This is a genomic window from Thalassospira sp. ER-Se-21-Dark (genome assembly GCF_017922435.1).
In the GTDB taxonomy this organism is placed as follows: Bacteria; Pseudomonadota; Alphaproteobacteria; order Rhodospirillales; family Thalassospiraceae; genus Thalassospira.
On the sequence record NZ_VDEZ01000005.1, the window covers coordinates 307613 to 327287 of the forward strand.

Genomic DNA, 19675 nt, shown 5'->3' on the forward strand with positions numbered 1-19675 from the left:
GTGTTCTTGTCCCGTTATATCGACTGCCTATTGCAGGATATCAAGGGTCTTGAGCAACATACTGCGCGATGACTGGATCACATTGAGGTTGGCCTCGTATGAACGCTGTGCTTCGCGCATATCCATCATTTCGACCAGCGTTTCAACGTTCGGGGTCTGAACATAGCCCTGATCGTTTGCGGCCGGATGGCTTGGTTCATATCTCATACCAAAATCAGAGCGATCCGGCATCACCTTATTGACCTTGACCATCTCGACGCCGACTTCGCGGTCCATGACGTTTTTAAACGTCAGAAGCTTGCGGCGATAGGGCTCCTGCCCGGGTGCCGTTGCAAGGCTGTCTGCGTTGGCAACGTTTTCAGCCGCAACACGAAGACGGGTGCCCTGTGCGCGCATACCGGCAGCCGAGATTTTAAAAGCCTTGTAAAGTTCCATGGTTCTTACTCTCTAACGACAGGTTAAATGCGGCCAAGGGCCGAAATGAACATTGATTTCTGTTTGGCATACAGACGGGTCATGGTCTGATAATCGACCTGGTTTTCGTTCATCTTGACCATCTGTTCTTCAAGGATCACGGCGTTTTTGCCCGGTGCGACTTCATAGTTCTTGCGCACTTCCTCGTCCTTGAAGTTCTGCGGTTTGTTAAGACCCTGACTATGGCCCGGCGTGGTCGCCTGCATCGCAAGGATGAACTGACGGTCGCGGCCGATATTCTTCGGGTCGAATTCCTTAAGATCGTTGGCGCGGTAGTTTGGCGTATCGGAGTTGGCAATATTCTGCGCGATGACTTCCTGACGCTGCGTCAGCCAGTCCATCTTCTCTTTGAGGTTGGCGAACATGCCAAGTTTGCCGATATCCATTTCCTGCTCCTTGTCTGCGCGTCTTGCAGTATTGAGTACGCGGGTAAAGCCGAAGTTAACATCACGCCCTGATCGGACCCGGATCGTTCGAAGGGCCGTTTTTGCCGCCCCGATAAATCCTGCCAATACAAATGCACGTAGCGTGCCAAACATAAAAACAGCGTTGAATTTGCCCGCATTTCGTTCTAATCACTGCGGGTACTAGACCCCGAGTATGAAACCGGGCATATTGAGCGCATCTGACGAATTATATTTGTCATCTATCTATCGAAACCGGGACATTGCATGCTCTATCTCACACGAAAAGTTGGCGACTCCGTTGTCATTGATGACAATATTGAAGTCACTGTCGTTGAGGTGCGCGGCAAGACCGTAAAGCTCGGCTTCACCTTCCCCGAAGATGTGCAGGTCCTCCGCCGTGAGCTGTATGACCGCATTCAGGAAGAAAACCGCTCGGCAGCGGTCAGCGAAGATCTTATTCGCCATCTCGGCACTGTCGGATCATCCGACAAGACTGCGTCCGAGAAAAAGAGCGATTCCAGCGACGATTAGGCACTATGCCTCCGCCCCGCTTATCCCTTAAATCCCGCCCCCACTGACATCCCGCATCCAGAACATCTCAGCCCGATGATTATCGACTGTGTCATCTGACTGTCGTTTGCCCGACGACACATCACAGTTGTCGGCGACAACGATTTGTTGACCATCTTGGGTCTATGGTCGACGCTATTGAGGTTGATCGCCGCAGACTGGCACGGCAAACCGTCCTGAGTTGAAGAACCGAATGAGCGGGAAAAAGCCCACCTATGACATTACCGACACCCCGGCAAGCAGGACGGAAAATCTTGCCGCACCGGGTGCGCATGACCAAAAGGCGGTCGCGCTACGGTATCGGCATGGAAAGGATAATGCCCCGACATTAAGTGCCAAAGGCGAAGGCAGCGTTGCGGAACAGATATTGCAGGTCGCCTTTGCCAACGGCATCAAGGTCCGCAAGGACAGTGACCTGACCGAAATTCTGATGGCTGTGGATGTTGAAAGCGAAATCCCGCTTGAAGCCTTTGCAGCCGTCGCCGAGATTTTGAACTATATATACCGGATCAATCGCATCTATGGCGGTCCGTCGCGCAGCCAGTCCGATCCCGAAGATCAGATCATGGCCACACCAAATAATGACGTAAACGGGGAAGGCCCATCATGAGCCCAGAACAGTACAAGCCCGATCAGTTCAAGAACGACCTGAAGCGCGTCCTGTCATTGATCCGCACCGGACAGCGATACCTTGAAGACGGCAAGGTGGTTGAACTGGCTGCCCTTGAAAGCCGCATTGCCGATTTGTGCGAGAAGGCCCGCACCATGGCCCCGGACCAGCGCCAGGATGTTGCGCCGTTGCTTGCTGCACTGAGCGAGGAACTGGCAGAGTTCGAAACCCGCATGCAGCAGGAATATAGCGACATCCAGCGCCAGCTGCGCGGCATCAGCAACACCGCACAGGCAACAAATGCCTATGCGCAGGCCGCCCGCACGAAATAGGTCCTGCCCACTAAGGTGCTGATTTAAAACCGGCCCTTGAAACTGACCTTTGAGGGCAGCGCATGTGGATGCTGCCTTGCCTGACCTTGCACGGCACGGTAAACAGAAACACGAAGACAGGTGATCGTTTCAAGGTCAACCTGCCAACTGAGCGTCACAGGTTGTCGACGGGGAAAACTGCCTGATGGAACTAAGCGCCTATTTCCGGTTTGTGGCCGCCCTGCTTTTTGTGCTGGGGATTATTGGCGTGTTTGCCCTTCTGGCACGACGGTTTGTACCCGGTGCGCGCAACATCAACCGCCGTGGTGTGAAAAGACGCCTGTCCGTTGTTGAAGTTGTCCCGGTCGATACCAAACGCCGTCTGGTTCTGCTCAAACGTGATGATACCGAACATCTTGTCATGCTTGGCCCGAATGGCGACACCGTGATCGAACGTAATATCGGCACACAATTCAGCGAAATCCTTGGTAATCAGAGCCGTGCCGATGAAGTCCCCGCATCTTCGGGTAGCACGATCACGGCCGACAGCCCAAAAGACATCGATCAGACTGACAGGAATGCGCCTGCATGAACCGTGACATCCCATCACCATCAGCACGCACTCAGGATGTGAAACCGGCCAAAACTGGTTGGCGCGCGCCGCGCTGGTTAACGCTTTGCGCAATCTGGTCGCTGATCCCGCTGATCGCCATCATGGCCGGCGGCGATACCGTTCATGCGCAATCATTCAACTTTGATCTTGGCGACGGCCCCGGGGTGACATCATCGGGACGTCTGATCCAGTTGATCGGCCTGATCACAGTTCTGTCCATCGCGCCGGCCATCCTGATGATGGTGACTTCCTTTACCCGTATTATCGTGGTTCTCAGCCTGCTTCGAACCGCCCTTGGCATTCAGCAATCGCCGCCAAACCAGGTTCTGATCAGTCTGGCGATGTTCCTGACCCTGTTTATCATGATGCCGACCCTGGAACGCGTCTGGGACGAGGGGCTGGAGCCGATGATCAATGGCAACATTGACGAATTCGAAGGGTTCGAACGGTCCGTCAAACCGGTTCATGATTTCATGATGACCCAGGTCCGCGAACGTGATCTTCAGCTGTTCGTCAATCTGGCGGGGATCGAGGAAATCACATCCCCTGATGACATCCCGCTGCGCTCGCTGATCCCGGCCTTCATGATCAGTGAATTGCGCCGTGCGTTCGAAATCGGCTTTTTGCTGTTTATTCCGTTTTTGATCATCGACATGGTTGTCGCCAGCATCCTGATGTCGATGGGTATGATGATGCTGCCGCCAGTCATCATTTCCCTGCCGTTCAAACTGATCTTCTTTGTCATGGTCGATGGCTGGTATCTGATTGCCGGGTCACTCGTGGAAAGCTTCGGCGGTTAGGCCGACGGGCCAAAAACGTCGCATCCCAGACAACAGAAAAACAGCTTATCTCAGCTTTCGAGATAATCGCGCAGGCGATAATACCAGATCGCAATCGTCGCATAGGCACGGTGCATGTCATGGGCAATCAACGGACTGATGTCACTAAAACGCAGGGGCAAAGGCGTATCGGGTGCCAACAGGTTATCGGCAATTGCCTTGCCCAGTGACGTCGACAAAGCCACGCCGCGCCCGTTATAGCCAACCGCCATCGTCATATTGTCCATCGGGCGATGAATATGCGGCAAATGGTCATAAGTCATGGCAAGACGGCCCGACCAGCAAAACTCAATCGGAACTGACTTCGTCCACGAATAATAGGCGTGAAGTTCCGAGACGATCCCCCTGAAGGCCGCGCGACTGACGGGATCAGCAAAGGATCCCCGCCCCCCGATCATCAGGCGTCCGCCCGGTCCAATGCGGAAATAATTGCCAATTCGGCGGCTGTCGGAAACGGGGGTTTTGGTTGGCAGCACTGTCGCAAGCTGCTCTTCACTGAGTGGCGCTGTTGCCACCTGGAAGCTGTTTACCGGGATCAGGCTTTTGCGCAATTTCGGAAACAGGGCACCGGAATAGGCGTTTGTCGCAACCACCAGATGGTCGCTTGTTATCGATGCCGCGCCATCACCAATCTCGGCATGCCATTTCCCGGAAATGCTTTTAACGCGCTGAACCGGTGCCGGTGCAAATACCTGACACCCTGCCGCCTGTGCGGCCCTCGTCAGACCGCGGATATACTTTAACGGATGAAGCTGGCCTGCCCGGTTATCGAGCCAGCCACCGACAAGGCGCTGGCTTCCCGTAAGGGCCTGAATTTCGGCGGTATCGAGCATTTTGACATCCGCACCGCGCGTCTGCCATTCGCGCATGCGGGTTTCCAACCAGCCAAGGTGATCGCGCTTGACCGAACCCTGTATCCAGCCACTTGGTGTGGCATCGCAGTCGATGTCGTTTTCCTTGATCAGGTTGAATGTTGTCTCGGCGGTTTTACCGGCAAACGCGGTTGAGAATTCGCCATAAAGCCGGTCTATCTTGTCCGGATCGTGTTTAAGCCCCGGGATCACCTGCCCGCCATTGCGCCCGGACGCGCCAAACCCCGGCCGGATGGTATCGACCACAATCACCGACGCACCGCCCTTGGCAAGCTGAAGCGCGCAGGACATCCCGGTGAAACCGCCACCGATAACCAAGACATCGCAAGCGTAGTCACCTTCCGGCTTTTGCGTTTCGGGGGCGTTATTCGCGGTCGTTTCCCAGACCGACGTCAGATCATCTTGCATTTGGACCTCGGTCACCGGGTGTTGCGGCGGAACTCGGAAATTAATGGGGTTAACGAACTGATTTTAAAACCATAACTCAAATTCAGATGGCATCAATGGATTAGTTTTCCTGTATCCAGCGCCATTGGTAACAACACCATCCCTCGAACCCGATCGGCAAATAAAAAAGCCGCCTGCAGCGCAGGACGGCTTTTGGTCTTCCCTAGACTTGGGCTTTGGCGCCCAACGGATATCCGGTCCTAACCTTGGCGGCGGCCGGATTTGAAAACATCCTGTTCAAGCGGCTTGAGGCCAAAGCTGCCGCGACGCGGACCGGGATTTTCCGCCACGTATTTTTCGGCCACCTTGCGTTCGTCCTCGCTCATGCGGGCATGGATTGCCCCCATTTCGCGCTGCGCCTGACTGCCTTCGGTCGGTGCCGACATTTTCAGCCAGTAATAGGCCAGAATATTGTCCTGTTCGACGCCACTGCCAATCGCATAAAGGCGTCCAAGTGCTGCCTGACCATTTGCCGATCCCTTGCGGGCGGCACGTTCATACCAGGTTGCCGCGCGCACCATATCAACCGGCACGCCGAGGCCATGTTCGTACATTACACCGATCAGGTGATAGCCGCCCGGATGGCCAAGCTCAGCCAGATCCATAGCAAGGTCCAGCGCATTGGCGTAATCGGGTTCGCGGTGCGGCACACCGAAAATCTGGATCTGGGTCATCTGATATTTTGCAGATGCATCCCCCTGATTAACCGCATGGCTCAACATCTTCCAGCCACGGTCAAACAGCTTCAAATCCGATGAATGGCAGAAATACATCGCAAGGTTGGCCTGGGCATAGGCATCGCCTTCGCTCGCGGCGAGTTCAAACCAGCTGATGCTTTCGGCGATATTGCGTTCCGCACCAAGCCCGACACCAAGTGCATAGCCAAGGGCCGATGCGGCCTCGACACTGCCGGCGCGTGCAGCGCGCATGTTAAACTCGAACGATTTCGAAGGATCGCGACGAACACCGCGGCCTTCAAGGTAAAGATATGCCAGAACGCTGGCAGCAGACGGGTCATTCAGTTCGCTTGCGCGTTCGAAATAGGAGACAGCCTTTTCGTCGTCCTGCGGCACGCCCCAACCGTTCAGATAGCAAACACCAAGGTTGTAAAGTGCTGCGACAGAGCCGAACTCGATCGCCTCTTCAAACCAGTGCGCCGCCGTTTCGGCATTTTCCTGAACGCCAAGCCCCTTGGCATAGAGATAACCAAGGTTGTTTGCCGATACCGGACCACCAGCGGCAGCTTCTTCGTTAAACCAGTACGCCGCTTCGCGGTACCACTGCTGGCCTTCGCCAAGATCCTCGGCAACGCCGAGTCCCTTGCTGCGCATATAGCCATAGCAAACGGCCGCAAAAGCACGGCTCTGTCTGTGAATTTGGTCAAGGATGCGGCGGGTCGCGGACTCATCACGCGGCATGCCGTCGCCCAGATAATGCTTTTGGGCAAGCGAAAGCTGGGCGAAAATGTCCTTTTCGACATTCGCCTCATCGTAATAGACCATTTTAAGTGCACGATCCATCACAGCACTACACTCTTCACCGCTCAAAAAAACCCAACAGAATCATAGCGCTTACACCCACTTTGGGCGAAAAAGGCGCCAAGATATAGTTATTGAACGTTAATTTATAGCACTAAGCTGCGACTTTTCCAACTGGTCTCGATAGGTTGCAAGGAAACCTTGGAACTCTTCTACTTCGTCGACGCGATCGGCAAGCGTCCGGTAATCGATCAACCCTTGGGTCGGCGAAGACGTGATCAGGCTGAAGGCCTCGGCATAGGGGCTTTGGGCCATGACTTCGCCATAGCGCCGCTTGAGCATGTTAAGGGTGCGTTCCTGCCCGGCCATTGCTAGGTTGACCGCCCAATTGAGCATGTATCGGCCACGCTCATCCGAGATACCGTTTTCATCGAACGGTTCTTCACCGACCAGACGCTGGAACGTCTCGGCGGCGGACATGTAATCGCGGGTATTGCGATAATGGTCGATCCGCAACAATTCGGCATTGCGCGAATAGTCGCCTTCAAGCGATGCAATTGCCTCAACCCCGCGATCCGTATCAAGCAGGGCACGCGCCCGAAGATGTCGACGCTGGGTGGCAAGTTCATCGGAAACGCCCGGCACTTCGGTCTCGTCGATGATGCGGATGGTTTCCTCGGGCTTGCTATCAAGAAGATAAACCAAGGCTAGTCGCGCCCCGACCCGGGCCTTTTCCACCCCGGTCAGACGGAAGTCGACCTGATGTTCAAGGAGTTCCTCGGCGCGTTCAAACAGTTCGACATCAACCATGCGGTCGGCAAGACGGCGAATAAGTTCGTCGCCCTTGTCACCCGCCGGGGTCAGTTCGCGGAACTCGTCATACAGCGCAACCGCCTTGATCGCCGAGATATTATTGATTTCATCGCCGAGATACAGGTTTTCGAAAGTCTTGTGCATCATGTCGGTCGCCTCGGTCGCCACCGGCATATTCGGGAAGAAGATCGCAACCTGACGCAGGGTATTAAGCCCTTCGCGGAAATCCTTGTTCTCGATCTGCAGTTCGCCAATACGTTTAAGCAACGCCATCTCGAACGCATCACCGCGCCATGCAAAACGCAGTTTCTGAAGCTGTTCGATCGCATCTTCGACCGTCAGGCGTTCAAGCCGCATCAGAAGTTCGGTGCGATCAAAGATCGCGTGAGCACGCGCCTTGCGGTTTTCACCCTCTGCCACCTGATCCCAGGTCGCGACAGCCTGTTCAAGCTCGCCGGCTTCTTCTTCGAAAATACCCTTGAGGTACTGGATATCCATGATCTTGCTTTCGGAAAGACCCGGGGTCACCAGCATCTTTTCGATCATATCCATGCCCGCTTCGGGGTTGCCAACGATCAAGGCCTGTTCGGTCGCAATCGGCACCAGACGCGACAGCAATTCCGGCGGGTAGTAATCAAGGATATGAACACTTTCAAGAAGATCGCGCGCACCTTCGTTCGGACGCCCGCGCGCCGCCAGGGTCACTGCCCGCCAAAGCTGCATCTCGGGGATCTTGCGCAGACGTTCATCTTCAAGCAGGCGTTCGGCCTCTTCGTATTCCCGGTTCAGGAACTTGACCGCTGCCTTAAGGGCACGGAACTGCAATCGCTGGGCAATCAGCGGATCATCGTGTTCCATGGCGGAAATCACCGCATCGGCTTCGGGTCCCAATCCGTTGGCCAGATAATACTGGGCCAGATCAAGGCGCGCCTTGTTGCGATGCTCGTCACCGGATTCTGCAATCTTCCGGCGCAGCCCACGGATGGTTTTATTGTATTGATCCAGACCACCGCGCCGCCAGTCATCCAGCTCGAAAATAAGCCCCTCACGGCCATCACCTGTTTGCGCGCGCACCCCGGTTGCCGAGGCCAGCAACCGTGCGCCTTCCGGTGAAATGTTAAGGCCATCTTCGGCGGTAACAATCACCGCCTGCCCATCATCGCGCCCTGCGACCTGCACGCTGTCATTCATCGGGGCAACAACCACGCCCTGAACAGAAGGAAGAACTTCAAATTCCGGATAGCGCAGCGCAACCTCGATGCCATAGCCGTTCTGGGTTGTCGTAGTCACACGCAGGGTGTCGCCGACTTCGGGATCATCAATCGGGATAATCGGTCCGACATCCTCAAGGGGTACGATCAGGCGCGCACGGGTCTGTTCATCCAACTCAATCGACGGCCCCAGCTTTTCAACCGGCTGCATGATGCCTTGCTGCATGGTGATGCGCCAATCGCCCGTTTCACTCCGGCCGGTATAAAGGCCGATGCCCTCGGGGATTGTCATGCGGACAATCGTTGCGTATGGGCTTTCGATCTGTTCGACAACGCCGACGATCTGGGCAGCCTGTTGGCGCACGTTATCAAGATTGAGATTGGCACGTACATCAAACGCCAACCACAAGAACCCGGCGCGCGACCATACCGCCGCCCCGCCCGGCTGACCGAACGGGAAACCAAGCGTCAGTTCGGTCGCGGTCTGATCAACGGTGACAACAAGATCGCCAATGCTTTGCCGTTCGATCGGTGCCTGCCCGTTGGTTCGAACAGTATTGCCAGCGTTCTGCGCGGCCTGTGCAAGGGCTTCGGGCGAGTTGGGGTCAAGCGCGCCCTCTTCGGACGTTGGTTCGCCTGCATCGGGAACGTCCGGCGCCGCTTCTTCGTTCTGCGCAGTCGCAGACCGGGTTGCAGGCGCAGGCGGGGCTGGGGTTGTCACCCCGGCCTCTGGTGTGTCTGTCGTGCGGGTTTGCGCGGTGGTCGTTGCCGGGGCACGCTGCACGCCCATGATATCAACCACGACCTTGTTGCCAGACCGGAAATGCCGCAATTGCCGCGCCGGGGTCGTTTCGACAACGACATCCAGCGGATTGGTATCGCCCTGGCGCACACGCACACCTTCGGGCAGGCGTCTTGAAATATCGTTGGCATTGATCCGGGCTGGCGCATCAAACGCAATGGTTTGCGCGCCTTGTGTCCCTTCAAGGACGTAATCGGTGCGGTTTGGCCAGTCAAACACCAGTCGATAGAAGGTCGGATGGCGTCCGACCCGCACGTCAAGCTCCGCCAGTTCTGCCGGGTTATCGGCAACGGTTTCAACAGGTGTTGTCGGCGCCGGGGTTATTTCAGGGGTTTGGTCATCCTGTGCAGGACGCGCCGGGGGTGTTGGTACGGAGGGTGCCGGTGCGTCAGGTTTATCGAGGATATCGAGGACGACGTTGCTGCCGACGTTAAACGCGCGCACTTCGTAATCGTCACTCAGCACAAAGGCGATTGTGCGACCATCGGGATCAAAGAATGCATCGGAAATATAGCGTGAAACCGGCGTCAGAACACCGCGCAACGAAGCCACCAATGGCTGATCGAACCGCACGACCAACTGGTCGCCGATGATCTCGGCGGTGTAATTGACCGGCTCGTTCCATTGCAGAACAATTCGGCCATACCCGTTATGAAGCCCGGAGCGGATGATAACAGGGTCCGCCACCTGGGCTATTGCAGGGCGCATTCCGCTATAAGGCAAAACCATTGCCGTGGTGGTCGCAATTGCAACCGCCAGCAGGATGCGCACGGCAAGTTTCGCCATACTTACGTGCCTCCGATCCCGCTTCCCCCGTGAGGCTCGATTACAATGTCGACCCGGCGCGCCATTGCAAATCGCGCCTCCTCATCCAAGAGTTTGGGAAGCTGGTCGTATCTTGATGCCGCAAATCCGTAAATATTTATGTAATCTGTGTAACCGGATTGCTTTAACTCGTTGGCAACAGCCCCGGCACGGGCCAGCGAAAGTTCCCAGTTCGATGCATATTGCCCGCGCCCGCTAAGCGGCCGCGGATCGGTATGCCCCTGAACACCGATACGGTTACCGATATTGCGCAACACCCCGCCAAGCACAAACAGCGCCTGCTGCGCCTTGGGTGTCATATCCGAACTACCGGCAACAAACAGAATATCACCCGGCAGGGAAATCACCAGTTTGTCGGCTTCGCGCGACATGCGCGCATCCCCCAGCACCGGGTTGTCATCAATCGCGTCGTCAATCACGGCACTGAGATAATCAAGGTTCATTGCCGGTTTGCGATACACACGCGGAATGTTCATGTTCGCCATCGGCTCGTCGGTATCTTCAACCGGCGAAGGTTTGATCGATTGCGACAAGGCATCAACGACCTCGTCCCAGCGATCGATCTTGACCTTGGACATGGCAAACAGCATGACAAAGAAAGTCAGCAGCAGCGAAATCAGATCCGCCAGACTAAGCATCCAGGGCGGTGGGCCCTTGACCTCAGGCTTGCGTGGTGCGTCTTCGCTCATCCGCCACCTCCCGATGCTTGCGGTCCAAGCGGGATCGGCTGGGAAATGGAGGGCTGCGCGCCACCATTTGCCGGCGGGATCATGAATTGTTGTGGCGCGACAGCACCCGTCTGCCCGCCCGAACCACCGCCATTTGCGCCAGAATCCGGCGTCGTGGAGGTCGGCGTTGCGGCGGGCGTTTCATTTCCGTTGCCGTTACGATTGATCGGTTCCGGTGCTTCCTTGGGACCGAAATTCCAGAAAAAGCGGAACGTCACGATGAACGGGTCGGCACCCGGATCAATCCCGACAAAGAAACGGTCTTCGGGTGCGCCGACATCGGTCAGTTCGCGGGCAAATGATCCAGCCTGGGCGATCTGAAGATTGTTTTCAATCTGGATCGTGCCTTTGTCTTCGATCTGGCTGCCCATGACCATTTCCATCTCGTAGGAGGCATACCCATCATCATCAGCCAGCACTTCGGCAAGCTGGCGCATGAAATCGGCCTGTCTTTCGCGGACCAGAATGGAATTGGTATCAAACAGCTGATCGACATGCATGATGACCTCCATCAGCTTGCCCGGCTGAATGACTTCAACCCGGACCACTTTGATGGCTGTCTCGAAAAGATGCCCCAGCTTGTCCTGGGTTTCCTGTGCTGATACCGTTGGCCCCTCGATGGAGGTCACGGTCTGCAGACTGGTTGTCGGCGGGAGAATGGCCGCAAATGCCGAGGAAAGACTTTCCTGCACTTCGCGGGTTTTGACCTCTTCAAAGGTCGAAATGGTATTGAGCAGAATGAAAAAGGCTAGCAGAAGAAGATAGAGCGCCAGAAACAACGCCACTGCCCCGTTTGTAGGGGGGGAAGGTGGTGTCGGTCCATCGTCCTCTATCTCCGCCATGATAACGCCACTTAGTTAAACATCGCGTCGATGTCGGCCTGCGTTACGCCTTTTCCTTCAAGCTGCGGACCGTTCAGCAAAGCCTCTTCGCCTTCCGGTTCTTTTTTCTTCCGCGGGTTGGCAGCAGCATATTTGGCAATTTCATCACCAAATGCCGTCACAAGCCCTTCAACCCGTTCTTCGATGGATTTCAGGGCTTTGATCACCTTGGTGGTGCGCTGGCCGGTGATATCCTGGAAGTTGCAGGCTTCGTAAACGCGCATCGTTGCACTGGTCACGATTTCGGCCTGTTCTGGCGGCAAGGTGCTTGCGAATTCTTCAAGCGTGTCCATGGCATCAAGGATTTCGTGCGTTGCCCCGGCAGTCGCATCGACGATGGCATCAAGCTCGTCGGTTGCGTTGGGAATATACTCGGCCTTGATATCGTCCGGACGAAGCGAGGCGATCTCCGATTTCATCTTGCGAATGATGCCGGAAAGCTCATCGAGCTCGCCAAACAAACGTTTCTGATCATCGGTCGGTTTATCGCCCATAAAGCGCGACAACTGATCCATCAGATCGGACAATTGTTCGACCTTCAGGTCATCACCGTCAAGGCGAGCCTGAAGATCATTCAACAACTGACGTAGCTCGTCTTTGGTCGCCTTAGACATAGCGGTATCGCGGGACACCTGCCCCGCGCTCCTGATCAGAAATCACCAATGACAGTCTTCATCTTGCCTTTCAACGTCTCTGCGTTGAACGGCTTGACGATATAGTTGGAGACGCCTGCCTTTTTCGCCATGACCACGTTCTCGGTCTTGGCTTCAGCGGTGATCATGATGAAGGGCATATCCTTCAGTTTTGCGTCTGCGCGGACTTCCTTCAGAAGCTGAAGACCGGTCATCGGCTCCATGTTCCAGTCGGAAATCACGAGGCTGAACGGAGCCTCACGCAGTTTGCGAAGCGCCATGCTACCATCGGTCGCTTCTTCAATATTCGTAAAGTTGAGCTGCCGCAGAAGGTTACGGATGATACGCAACATGGTTTTGTAATCATCCACAATCAGGATCGGCATATTCGGATCGACGGCCATTCACAACTCCATCAGCTATCTGATCTCCCACCCTTGCCTACCATACTTCCGCATAGTAACAAGGCCCCTAATAATCGTGATGTACCTATTTAATATTGGTTAATCAAGATGTTTAACCCACGATTAAATTCGCCACCACGTTGTCTTCGCTCAAAAATTATCCCCCAACGGCCACTCTTTCCCATTCGGGCCGTGCGGTCAATCCTTTGCAGCATTCCGCTATTGAAGCGGTAACATATTGATATCCTGCTTGTAGGCCAGCTCGGACGTCAGCGCGCGCGCACGATCCGGCGTCATTTCTGACAGAACGGCTGCGGTGTTGGCTTCGCGCATGCCCAGTGCGACCTGCAGAAGAATATCCATATCAAGATCGTTCCAGATGCGTGCCGCATCTTTAGGCTTCATTTTTTCATAAACGCTGATCAGCTTTTTGATGCGATCGTCTTCCTGCGCTTCCTTGGTTTCGACCAGACCTTCGATGGCCGATTTCAGGGATTTCATTTCCTCGATCTTGGCATCGATGCGCGCTTCGGCGGCGGCAATCAGGCTTTCACGTTCGTCAAGGCGCTGCTCCTTGCGGTCCAGCTCGACACGGCGGACCGACAGGTTCTGCAACAGGTCAATTTCTTCCTGGGTGAAAAGGGTCGGGTCACCGCCCAGCATCGGTGGCACGTCGGGGTTACCCGTGACACCGTCAATCGGCTCACCTTCCATGGTAAGCCCTTCCGGGTTATCCAGACCCGGATCGCCATTTTCCGGTGTCGCGGCCTGTTCGGCAGCAGGATCGGGTGCCGGTGCCGGTGCCTGCGCCTGGGCCATCTGCACCACGCTGACACCTTTATTCTCTGCCGTTTCCGGCTTGGCGGAGTCATACGAAAACAGGTTGACCACCCGCATCGAAAGCACCATCACGCCAACCAGAACGACCAACGGCAGAATACGCACACCTGACATTCACACACCCAAGCATGTCGGCACAAAGTGCCCATGCTCCTTCCCGATTGATTTCTGTCCGTTCCAGTGGAACGGGATCCTACCCATTAGATATATAGAAAACTCGTAATCTCAAGACCGACAACAACGCAAATTCGTTGCTTGAAACTTCTTATCGAACCGACCGCAAGGCCGCCAGCAATTCACGTTCTGCCTCGGAGCGTCCCGCATCTTCATCCTGATCATAGGGATCAGACACATCCGCCCGACTGCCATATGATCCGCCCGAACGCGCGGGCTCTTCACGGTCATAGCCATCATCGACCGGGCCATTTCCCCCGCGCTCGATCTCGCCGACCATTCTGGCGGCAAGTTCTTCGGCACGGGTTTCAACACCGACGCGATCACGGTCGTCAATTACATCATTGCGGTCTTTGGCCGCCTTCATCCGCCCAAGACCGGCATTACCAGCCCCGGCCGATTTTCCGCCATCACCGCCAGCAGCCATGCCGTCGGCCGCATTTCCAGCGGTACGGCGCACGGAATTAACGTCGCGCGCAGCCTTTTCAAGACGGTTGGCGATGCTTTCACCGCGATCGACCATAAAGCTCAGGTCTTCGTTCAGCGCGCCGGCCTTTTCAATATCCTCGCGCAGCCGTTCGCCAGACTGCTCCGCCATTTCCTTAAGGGCGGTGATCGACGTTTCTGCACGCTCATTGGCGGCATTGAACGCGGTCAGGAAGTTCTGCATGTCTTCGCGGCTACGCCGAAAAGCTGCCAGCTTGCGGTTCAGAATAATCGCATAGACAATCGTTGCCCCCAACAGCACGATCATCACAAGATCCAGATAGAACGCGAAGTCCATCAGCTAGTCTTCCTCGTTTATGCGCGCACGATCACGAACCTGAATGGCAATCCTGTCACCCTTGCGCCCCATCAACCCCTTGAACAACGGCACATCCCCGCAGCGGACCTCGACAGGCGAGGTCGGACCAGTATTAAGAACCAGTCTGTTCCCAACTTCAAGGTTGAGGACATCGCCAAGGGCCATGATCTGTTCATCAAGAACAGCCAATAGATTAACATGGGTCTGCCACAGCTCATTTGCGAGGTGGTTTTCCCAAATGGAGTCACGACCGAACTTTTCCCCCATGAACATCTGAAGCAGAAGTTCACGAACCGGTTCCAGCGTCGCATAAGGGATCAGAAGTTCAAGTCGACCACCACGGTCTTCCATGTCAATGCGAAGCTTCGCCACGATGGCGGCGTTGGCATGACGAGCAATGGTGGCAAAACGCGGGTTGGTTTCAAGGCGCTCAAAGCGGAATGTCACCGGGCTTAGCGGGTCAAACGCAGCCGAAAGATCACCAAGAACCACGTGGATCATACGTTCCACAAGGTTACGTTCAATCGTGGTATAGGGACGACCTTCAATACGCATGGCCGCCGTACCGCGACGCCCCCCCAGAAGAACGTCCACGATGGAATAAATCAGCGCTGAATCGACGGTCAGCAGCCCGTAGTTATCCCACTCCTCAGCCTTGAAAACACCAAGCATGGCCGGCAACGGGATCGAGTTCAGGTAATCACCGAAACGCAGCGACAGGATGTTATCAAGCGAGACTTCGACGTTATCGGATGTGAAGTTACGCAAGGATGTCGACATCATACGCACAAGGCGGTCAAACACGACTTCAAGCATCGGAAGTCGTTCATAGGCCACCATCGACGAGTTGATGATGGCCTGAATACCCGACTGGTCGCCTGCACCCGAACCGTCATCAAAGCCGAGAAGACTGTCAATTTCGTCCTGGTTCAGAACGCGCGCAGATGTGCCGCCGCCCATGGCTTCGGCCATATCGTCGCCGCCGCCATCATCGTCGCCGTCATCATCGCCGAGCATGGATTCCCATTCGGCGGCCATGTCCTCGCCGCCGTCGTCTCCACCCTCGTCATCGCCGCCTGCCATGGCTTCCCATTCAGCGGCGAGAGCATCATCATCTTCGTCTTCATCAGCCATCAGCGATTGCTTCCTGAATTTGGCACTCGGGCTGCTACAAGATTATTGTACCAGCATTTCCTTGAACAAAACGTCGTTTATTTTCGCAGGCTTGGCCGCGGCACTTACCCGGATCAAAAGTTCTTCGCGCAATCTGAACATCCCTTCGGAGCCGGAAAGATCCTCTGGACGCAGTTCGCGAAGATAGACCTGAAAGTTGTCAACAATGCGCGGCATCATCTGTTCGACCTGCGGCAGCATGCCCTGATCGGCGACTTCCAGACTGACACGGATTTTAAGGTAGCTCTGCTTTCCGCCACCGGTATTCAGATTGACCAGAATTTCCGGCAAGTCGACAAAGCCGACATTTTCCGGAACGCCCGGGTCATTTTCAATCGAATCTTCTGTGATGACTTCCTCGGTTTGCTCGCCACCGCCGCCGGTCAGCATATCTATCACCGGCTGAAGCATGCCGGTGAAATACGCCGCCGCAGCACCGCCCAGCAAAAGCAGCACAAGTAGAATGACCACGACCAGCATCTTTTTGCTTCGGCCACCGCCACCCTCGTCCATTTCGATTTCGTCGACGTCGTCACCCATCGCTTCGCGAATTCCTGCGTTTGAAGTTCTATCTTCCTGATCCAGCAAACACTGTGCCGGATTAAAAGCCATAACGCTATCACGTTAAAAATATGTTGCGTTTCGGTCTATTGGTGATTTGTCACAGCGGTAAATATTACCATCTCAGCGCCATATGTTCAGCCCGGGCATGCAAAGCAATAGCCTGTCGCGCCCCTCCCGGAATAAATTGCCGGATCGGAGCATCCGGCTTGTGGCGCAATTGTCAGATACCCCTGTACCACCCTGCAAACCGGACATGTTTTGCCGACCTCTCCGGTCACCCGGCAATCCTTTGCCCATAACGGCAGTCGGCAACGGCACTTTCAGCAAAATTGCAGCAAAGAACGACCGGCAACAAATGCCGAACTTAAAATTTATTCTGTTAAATCAACTATTTAATCAAACTGGCACGCAGATCGCATTCCTGATGGTCAAGTTACAGTCCTGAAAGGGAAATTCGACCATGGAAAACGTTTCATACATTGCTCTGTCCCGTCAGAAGACGCTGCGCAGCATGATGAACAACCTGTCGCAGAACATGGCAAACATGAACACGACTGGTTACAAAGAGCAGCGCATGATGTTCACTGACTGGATCGCAAAGAACAAGGACGCGCCGTTCCGTGGCGAACGCGAAATCTCGCTGGTTCAGGATATCTCGCAATACAGAAATACCACTGTCGGCAACATTGAACATACAGATCGTCCGCTTGATGTGGCGCTTAGCCAGCCGGACATGTTCTTTGCCGTCGAAACACCAACCGGTGTCCAATATACCCGTTCGGGCAACTTTTCCCTCGATCCGGGCGGCCAGCTGATCACCAATGACGGTTTTCCCGTGCTGAGTGATGCCGGGCAGCCACTGTTCTTTAACGAGGCAGACGGCCAGATCGAAATCAAGGGCGATGGGTCCATTTCGACCGATATCGGCCAGATCGGCAAACTTCAGGTCGTTACTGTCGATAACGTGCAGGAAATGATCGTCACCGGGAACACCCTTTATCGTGCGCCGGAAGATGAAAACAACGCAGACGCCGTCGAACTTGTCGAAAATCCCGGCATCGTTCAGGGCGCGCTGGAAAAATCCAACGTCAATCCAATCAGCGCCATGACGCAGATGATTGACGTTCTTCGCACGTATCAATCGGTCAGCCGTTCTCTTGAAAGCGAGAACGAGCGTATGCGCAACATGATCAACAAACTCGGGGATGTCCGCGCCTGAACCGGCAGTGGACCCCGATAGATAACATCGAATTATAGCGCAAAATCTGCGCAATCGAAGGAGAAGACAGATGCGGTCACTTGATATCGGCGCTTTGGGCATGCAGGCTCAGTCCACCAACGTGGATGTGACCTCGCACAACATCGCCAACATGACCACCACCGGCTACAAGCGCCAACGTGCTGAATTCCAGGATCTGCTGTATCAGGATTTGCGCCGTGCAGGTTCGCCGTCCTCCGACACCGGCACGATCGTGCCAACCGGTGTTCAGGTTGGCCTTGGCGTGAAGACCGCCGCAATCGGCCGCTACATGGGTCAGGGGTCGCTGACCATGACCGAGAACGAGCTTGATATTGCCATTCAGGGCCGCGGGTATCTTCAGATCGACCTGCCCAGCGGGGAAACGGCTTATAGCCGTGATGGTACGCTTAAACTTGATGCCAACGGTGCGCTTGTGACCAAGGATGGCTTTGCGGTTCAGCCGGGCATCACGGTTCCGGCCAATGCGCGCTCGGTAACCATCAACTCCAACGGTGAAGTTTTTGCCGAGATCGATGGCCAGGTTGCCCCGCAGAACCTTGGTCAGCTTCAGCTTGCGACCTTTATCAACCCGCCGGGCCTTAACGCCCTTGGCGACAACCTGTTCCTTGAAACCGAAGCATCCGGCCAGGCCAATGTCGGCGCCCCGGGGGATGTTGGCTATGGCACGGTTCAGCAGGGATATCTTGAATCCTCGAACGTCAACGTGGTTCAGGAAATCACCAACCTGATCAAGGCGCAGCGCGCTTATGAAATGAACTCCAAATCGATCTCGACCACGGACGAGATGATGAGCGCCGTCAGCAACCTGCGATAATTTCAGGTTCTGAAAGCATTTCGTTTGCGCAAGTTGCGGTCGCATGATCTGCGAACTTGCGCAAACTGTATTTACGCGATTTATACCGTTCCGTGGTACAGTAGGCGGATGAAGATAAAGAACATAATCCTCGCGCTCGCACTGTTGTCCGCAATTGCGTCTCTGCCCCCATTGACAGAGAGCGCTTTGGCGCAATCATCCCAAGGCAGCAACCTTCGTAACAATCAGCCGAGCAGTTCTTCTGTCTTTCTCAAACCTGATGCCCTGGTCGAAGGTCAGTATGTGACCTTGGGTGATCTGTTTTCCGGGCTAGATCCCCAACAGCAAGATATTGCCGTTGCCCATGCGCCACAGCCGGGCAAACAAACCGTTCTTGATTATCGCTGGCTATACGGGATTGCCCAGCGACATAATGTCGAATGGCGTCCACGCACAACAGCCGATCAGGTCCTGATCACGCGCGCCAGCCAAGTGATTACCATGGATGAGATCCGTGAAGCGGTTGAAATCTCGCTGGTTGACTATGGTATTCAGCGCCCCTTCACGGTCGATCTTTCGAGTGACAATTTCCAAATTCACCTGCCCGTTGACGCCCAAAACAGTGTTGATGTCAGTGCCATCGAAGTTAATTCACGCACCCAGCGCTTTGTTGCCAGCGTCACAACCGGCGCCCAGACAGCCCAACAACGGACATATCGGATCAGCGGCAAATATTACCCGCTAACAAGCGTTCCGGTGTTGGTCGAGCCAGTATCGCGCGGCTCCGTCATCCGTTCCGATCAGGTTGAATACCGTGATTTCCGGTCCGAACGAGTTCCAAACGGGGCCATTCGCGACATCAATGATGTTATTGGCAAGGAAGTCATGCGGCCCAGCAATCCCAATGAACCCTTGATGTTCCGGGATCTGAGCAACCCCATTCTGGTCCGTCGCGGATCGCTTGTGATTATTCGCCTAGTCACTGCCAACATGTCCCTGACCGCACGCGGCAAGGCAATGGAAGACGGATCACTTGGGGATGTCATTCGCGTGGTCAACCAATCGAGCAACAAGACCATTCAGGTCGAAGTTGTGGCCGAGAACGAAGTCCGCGCTCTGCCCGCTCTGTCGCAGTAATCCGCACCCTA

At 55.2% G+C, this 19675-nt stretch carries 21 protein-coding genes; 8 read left to right on the forward strand and 13 right to left on the reverse strand.

Translation table 11 applies throughout. The annotated features are described in order from the left end of the window. Nucleotides 1-27: 27 nt before the first annotated feature. Both flgC and flgB read right to left on the reverse strand, forming a co-directional pair. Nucleotides 28-435 carry a flagellar basal body rod protein FlgC gene (flgC, locus tag FHI25_RS18270; protein ID WP_063087529.1) on the reverse strand — a complete coding sequence of 136 codons (408 nt, stop codon included), beginning with the start codon at nt 433-435 and terminating at the stop codon, nt 28-30. Between the two features lie 23 nt (nt 436-458). Beyond that, nucleotides 459-860, reverse strand: a complete 402-nt coding sequence (gene flgB / locus FHI25_RS18275) for a flagellar basal body rod protein FlgB (protein ID WP_008890382.1) — start codon at nt 858-860, stop codon at nt 459-461. A 285-nt stretch (nt 861-1145) separates the two neighbouring features. On the opposite strand from flgB, the gene csrA reads away from it, so the two are divergent. From csrA to fliP, 5 genes are all read left to right on the forward strand, one after another. Further along, nucleotides 1146-1412 (forward strand): carbon storage regulator CsrA, encoded by a 267-nt coding sequence (csrA, locus tag FHI25_RS18280; protein ID WP_008890383.1) that lies wholly within the window; start codon nt 1146-1148, stop codon nt 1410-1412. Nucleotides 1413-1644: 232 nt separating this feature from the next. Beyond that, on the forward strand, nt 1645-2061 hold the full coding sequence (locus FHI25_RS18285) for an EscU/YscU/HrcU family type III secretion system export apparatus switch protein (protein ID WP_008890384.1): 417 nt from the start codon (nt 1645-1647) through the stop codon (nt 2059-2061). After that, the gene (locus FHI25_RS18290; RefSeq protein ID WP_008890385.1) at nt 2058-2393 is read left to right on the forward strand and encodes a flagellar protein FliT; all 336 of its coding nucleotides are present in this window, start codon (nt 2058-2060) and stop codon (nt 2391-2393) included. The genes FHI25_RS18285 and FHI25_RS18290 overlap by 4 nt, the downstream gene beginning before the upstream one ends. Before the next feature lie 184 nt (nt 2394-2577). Further along, nucleotides 2578-2964 (forward strand): flagellar biosynthetic protein FliO, encoded by a 387-nt coding sequence (locus FHI25_RS18295; RefSeq protein WP_210520242.1) that lies wholly within the window; start codon nt 2578-2580, stop codon nt 2962-2964. Next, nucleotides 2961-3785 carry a flagellar type III secretion system pore protein FliP gene (gene fliP / locus FHI25_RS18300; RefSeq protein WP_199679514.1) on the forward strand — a complete coding sequence of 275 codons (825 nt, stop codon included), beginning with the start codon at nt 2961-2963 and terminating at the stop codon, nt 3783-3785. The genes FHI25_RS18295 and fliP overlap by 4 nt, the downstream gene beginning before the upstream one ends. Before the next feature lie 50 nt (nt 3786-3835). Here fliP and FHI25_RS18305 read toward each other — a convergent pair whose 3' ends face one another. The 11 genes from FHI25_RS18305 to FHI25_RS18355 all read right to left on the reverse strand — a co-directional run bounded on the left by FHI25_RS18305 (nt 3836) and on the right by FHI25_RS18355 (nt 16449). After that, on the reverse strand, nt 3836-5104 hold the full coding sequence (locus FHI25_RS18305; RefSeq protein ID WP_210520244.1) for an FAD-dependent oxidoreductase: 1269 nt from the start codon (nt 5102-5104) through the stop codon (nt 3836-3838). A 239-nt stretch (nt 5105-5343) separates the two neighbouring features. After that, nucleotides 5344-6663 carry a tetratricopeptide repeat protein gene (locus tag FHI25_RS18310; protein ID WP_008890389.1) on the reverse strand — a complete coding sequence of 440 codons (1320 nt, stop codon included), beginning with the start codon at nt 6661-6663 and terminating at the stop codon, nt 5344-5346. Nucleotides 6664-6762: 99 nt separating this feature from the next. Next, a complete protein-coding gene (locus FHI25_RS18315) occupies nt 6763-10233 on the reverse strand; it encodes a hypothetical protein (protein ID WP_210520246.1) in 3471 nt (1156 codons plus the stop codon). 2 nt (nt 10234-10235) lie between these two features. Beyond that, nucleotides 10236-10961 carry a flagellar motor protein MotB gene (locus FHI25_RS18320; RefSeq protein ID WP_008890391.1) on the reverse strand — a complete coding sequence of 242 codons (726 nt, stop codon included), beginning with the start codon at nt 10959-10961 and terminating at the stop codon, nt 10236-10238. Continuing rightward, nucleotides 10958-11842: a flagellar motor protein MotB gene (locus FHI25_RS18325; RefSeq protein ID WP_231959694.1), complete on the reverse strand. Its 885-nt coding sequence runs from the start codon at nt 11840-11842 to the stop codon at nt 10958-10960. Before FHI25_RS18325 ends, FHI25_RS18320 begins: the two co-directional genes overlap by 4 nt. An 11-nt stretch (nt 11843-11853) precedes the next feature. Continuing rightward, nucleotides 11854-12495: a protein phosphatase CheZ gene (locus tag FHI25_RS18330; protein WP_063087517.1), complete on the reverse strand. Its 642-nt coding sequence runs from the start codon at nt 12493-12495 to the stop codon at nt 11854-11856. 35 nt (nt 12496-12530) lie between these two features. Further along, nucleotides 12531-12917: a response regulator gene (locus FHI25_RS18335; protein WP_008890394.1), complete on the reverse strand. Its 387-nt coding sequence runs from the start codon at nt 12915-12917 to the stop codon at nt 12531-12533. Nucleotides 12918-13136: 219 nt separating this feature from the next. Next, complete coding sequence (locus tag FHI25_RS18340; protein WP_210520248.1) at nt 13137-13871, reverse strand: hypothetical protein; 735 nt, start codon at nt 13869-13871, stop codon at nt 13137-13139. A 151-nt stretch (nt 13872-14022) separates the two neighbouring features. Further along, nucleotides 14023-14715: a DUF6468 domain-containing protein gene (locus tag FHI25_RS18345; RefSeq protein WP_210520250.1), complete on the reverse strand. Its 693-nt coding sequence runs from the start codon at nt 14713-14715 to the stop codon at nt 14023-14025. Between the two features lie 3 nt (nt 14716-14718). After that, on the reverse strand, nt 14719-15870 hold the full coding sequence (gene fliM, locus FHI25_RS18350) for a flagellar motor switch protein FliM (RefSeq protein ID WP_063087511.1): 1152 nt from the start codon (nt 15868-15870) through the stop codon (nt 14719-14721). 42 nt (nt 15871-15912) lie between these two features. Beyond that, complete coding sequence (locus tag FHI25_RS18355) at nt 15913-16449, reverse strand: flagellar basal body-associated FliL family protein (protein WP_008890398.1); 537 nt, start codon at nt 16447-16449, stop codon at nt 15913-15915. A 484-nt stretch (nt 16450-16933) separates the two neighbouring features. Between FHI25_RS18355 and FHI25_RS18360 the strand changes: the two genes are divergently transcribed. From FHI25_RS18360 to flgA, 3 genes are all read left to right on the forward strand, one after another. Next, nucleotides 16934-17692: a flagellar hook-basal body complex protein gene (locus FHI25_RS18360; RefSeq protein ID WP_008890399.1), complete on the forward strand. Its 759-nt coding sequence runs from the start codon at nt 16934-16936 to the stop codon at nt 17690-17692. 70 nt (nt 17693-17762) lie between these two features. Further along, nucleotides 17763-18548: a flagellar basal-body rod protein FlgG gene (gene flgG, locus FHI25_RS18365; RefSeq protein ID WP_008890400.1), complete on the forward strand. Its 786-nt coding sequence runs from the start codon at nt 17763-17765 to the stop codon at nt 18546-18548. Between the two features lie 186 nt (nt 18549-18734). Then, entirely contained in the window at nt 18735-19664 is a 930-nt protein-coding gene (gene flgA / locus FHI25_RS18370; protein ID WP_210520251.1) for a flagellar basal body P-ring formation chaperone FlgA, read from the forward strand. Nucleotides 19665-19675 lie beyond the last annotated feature (11 nt).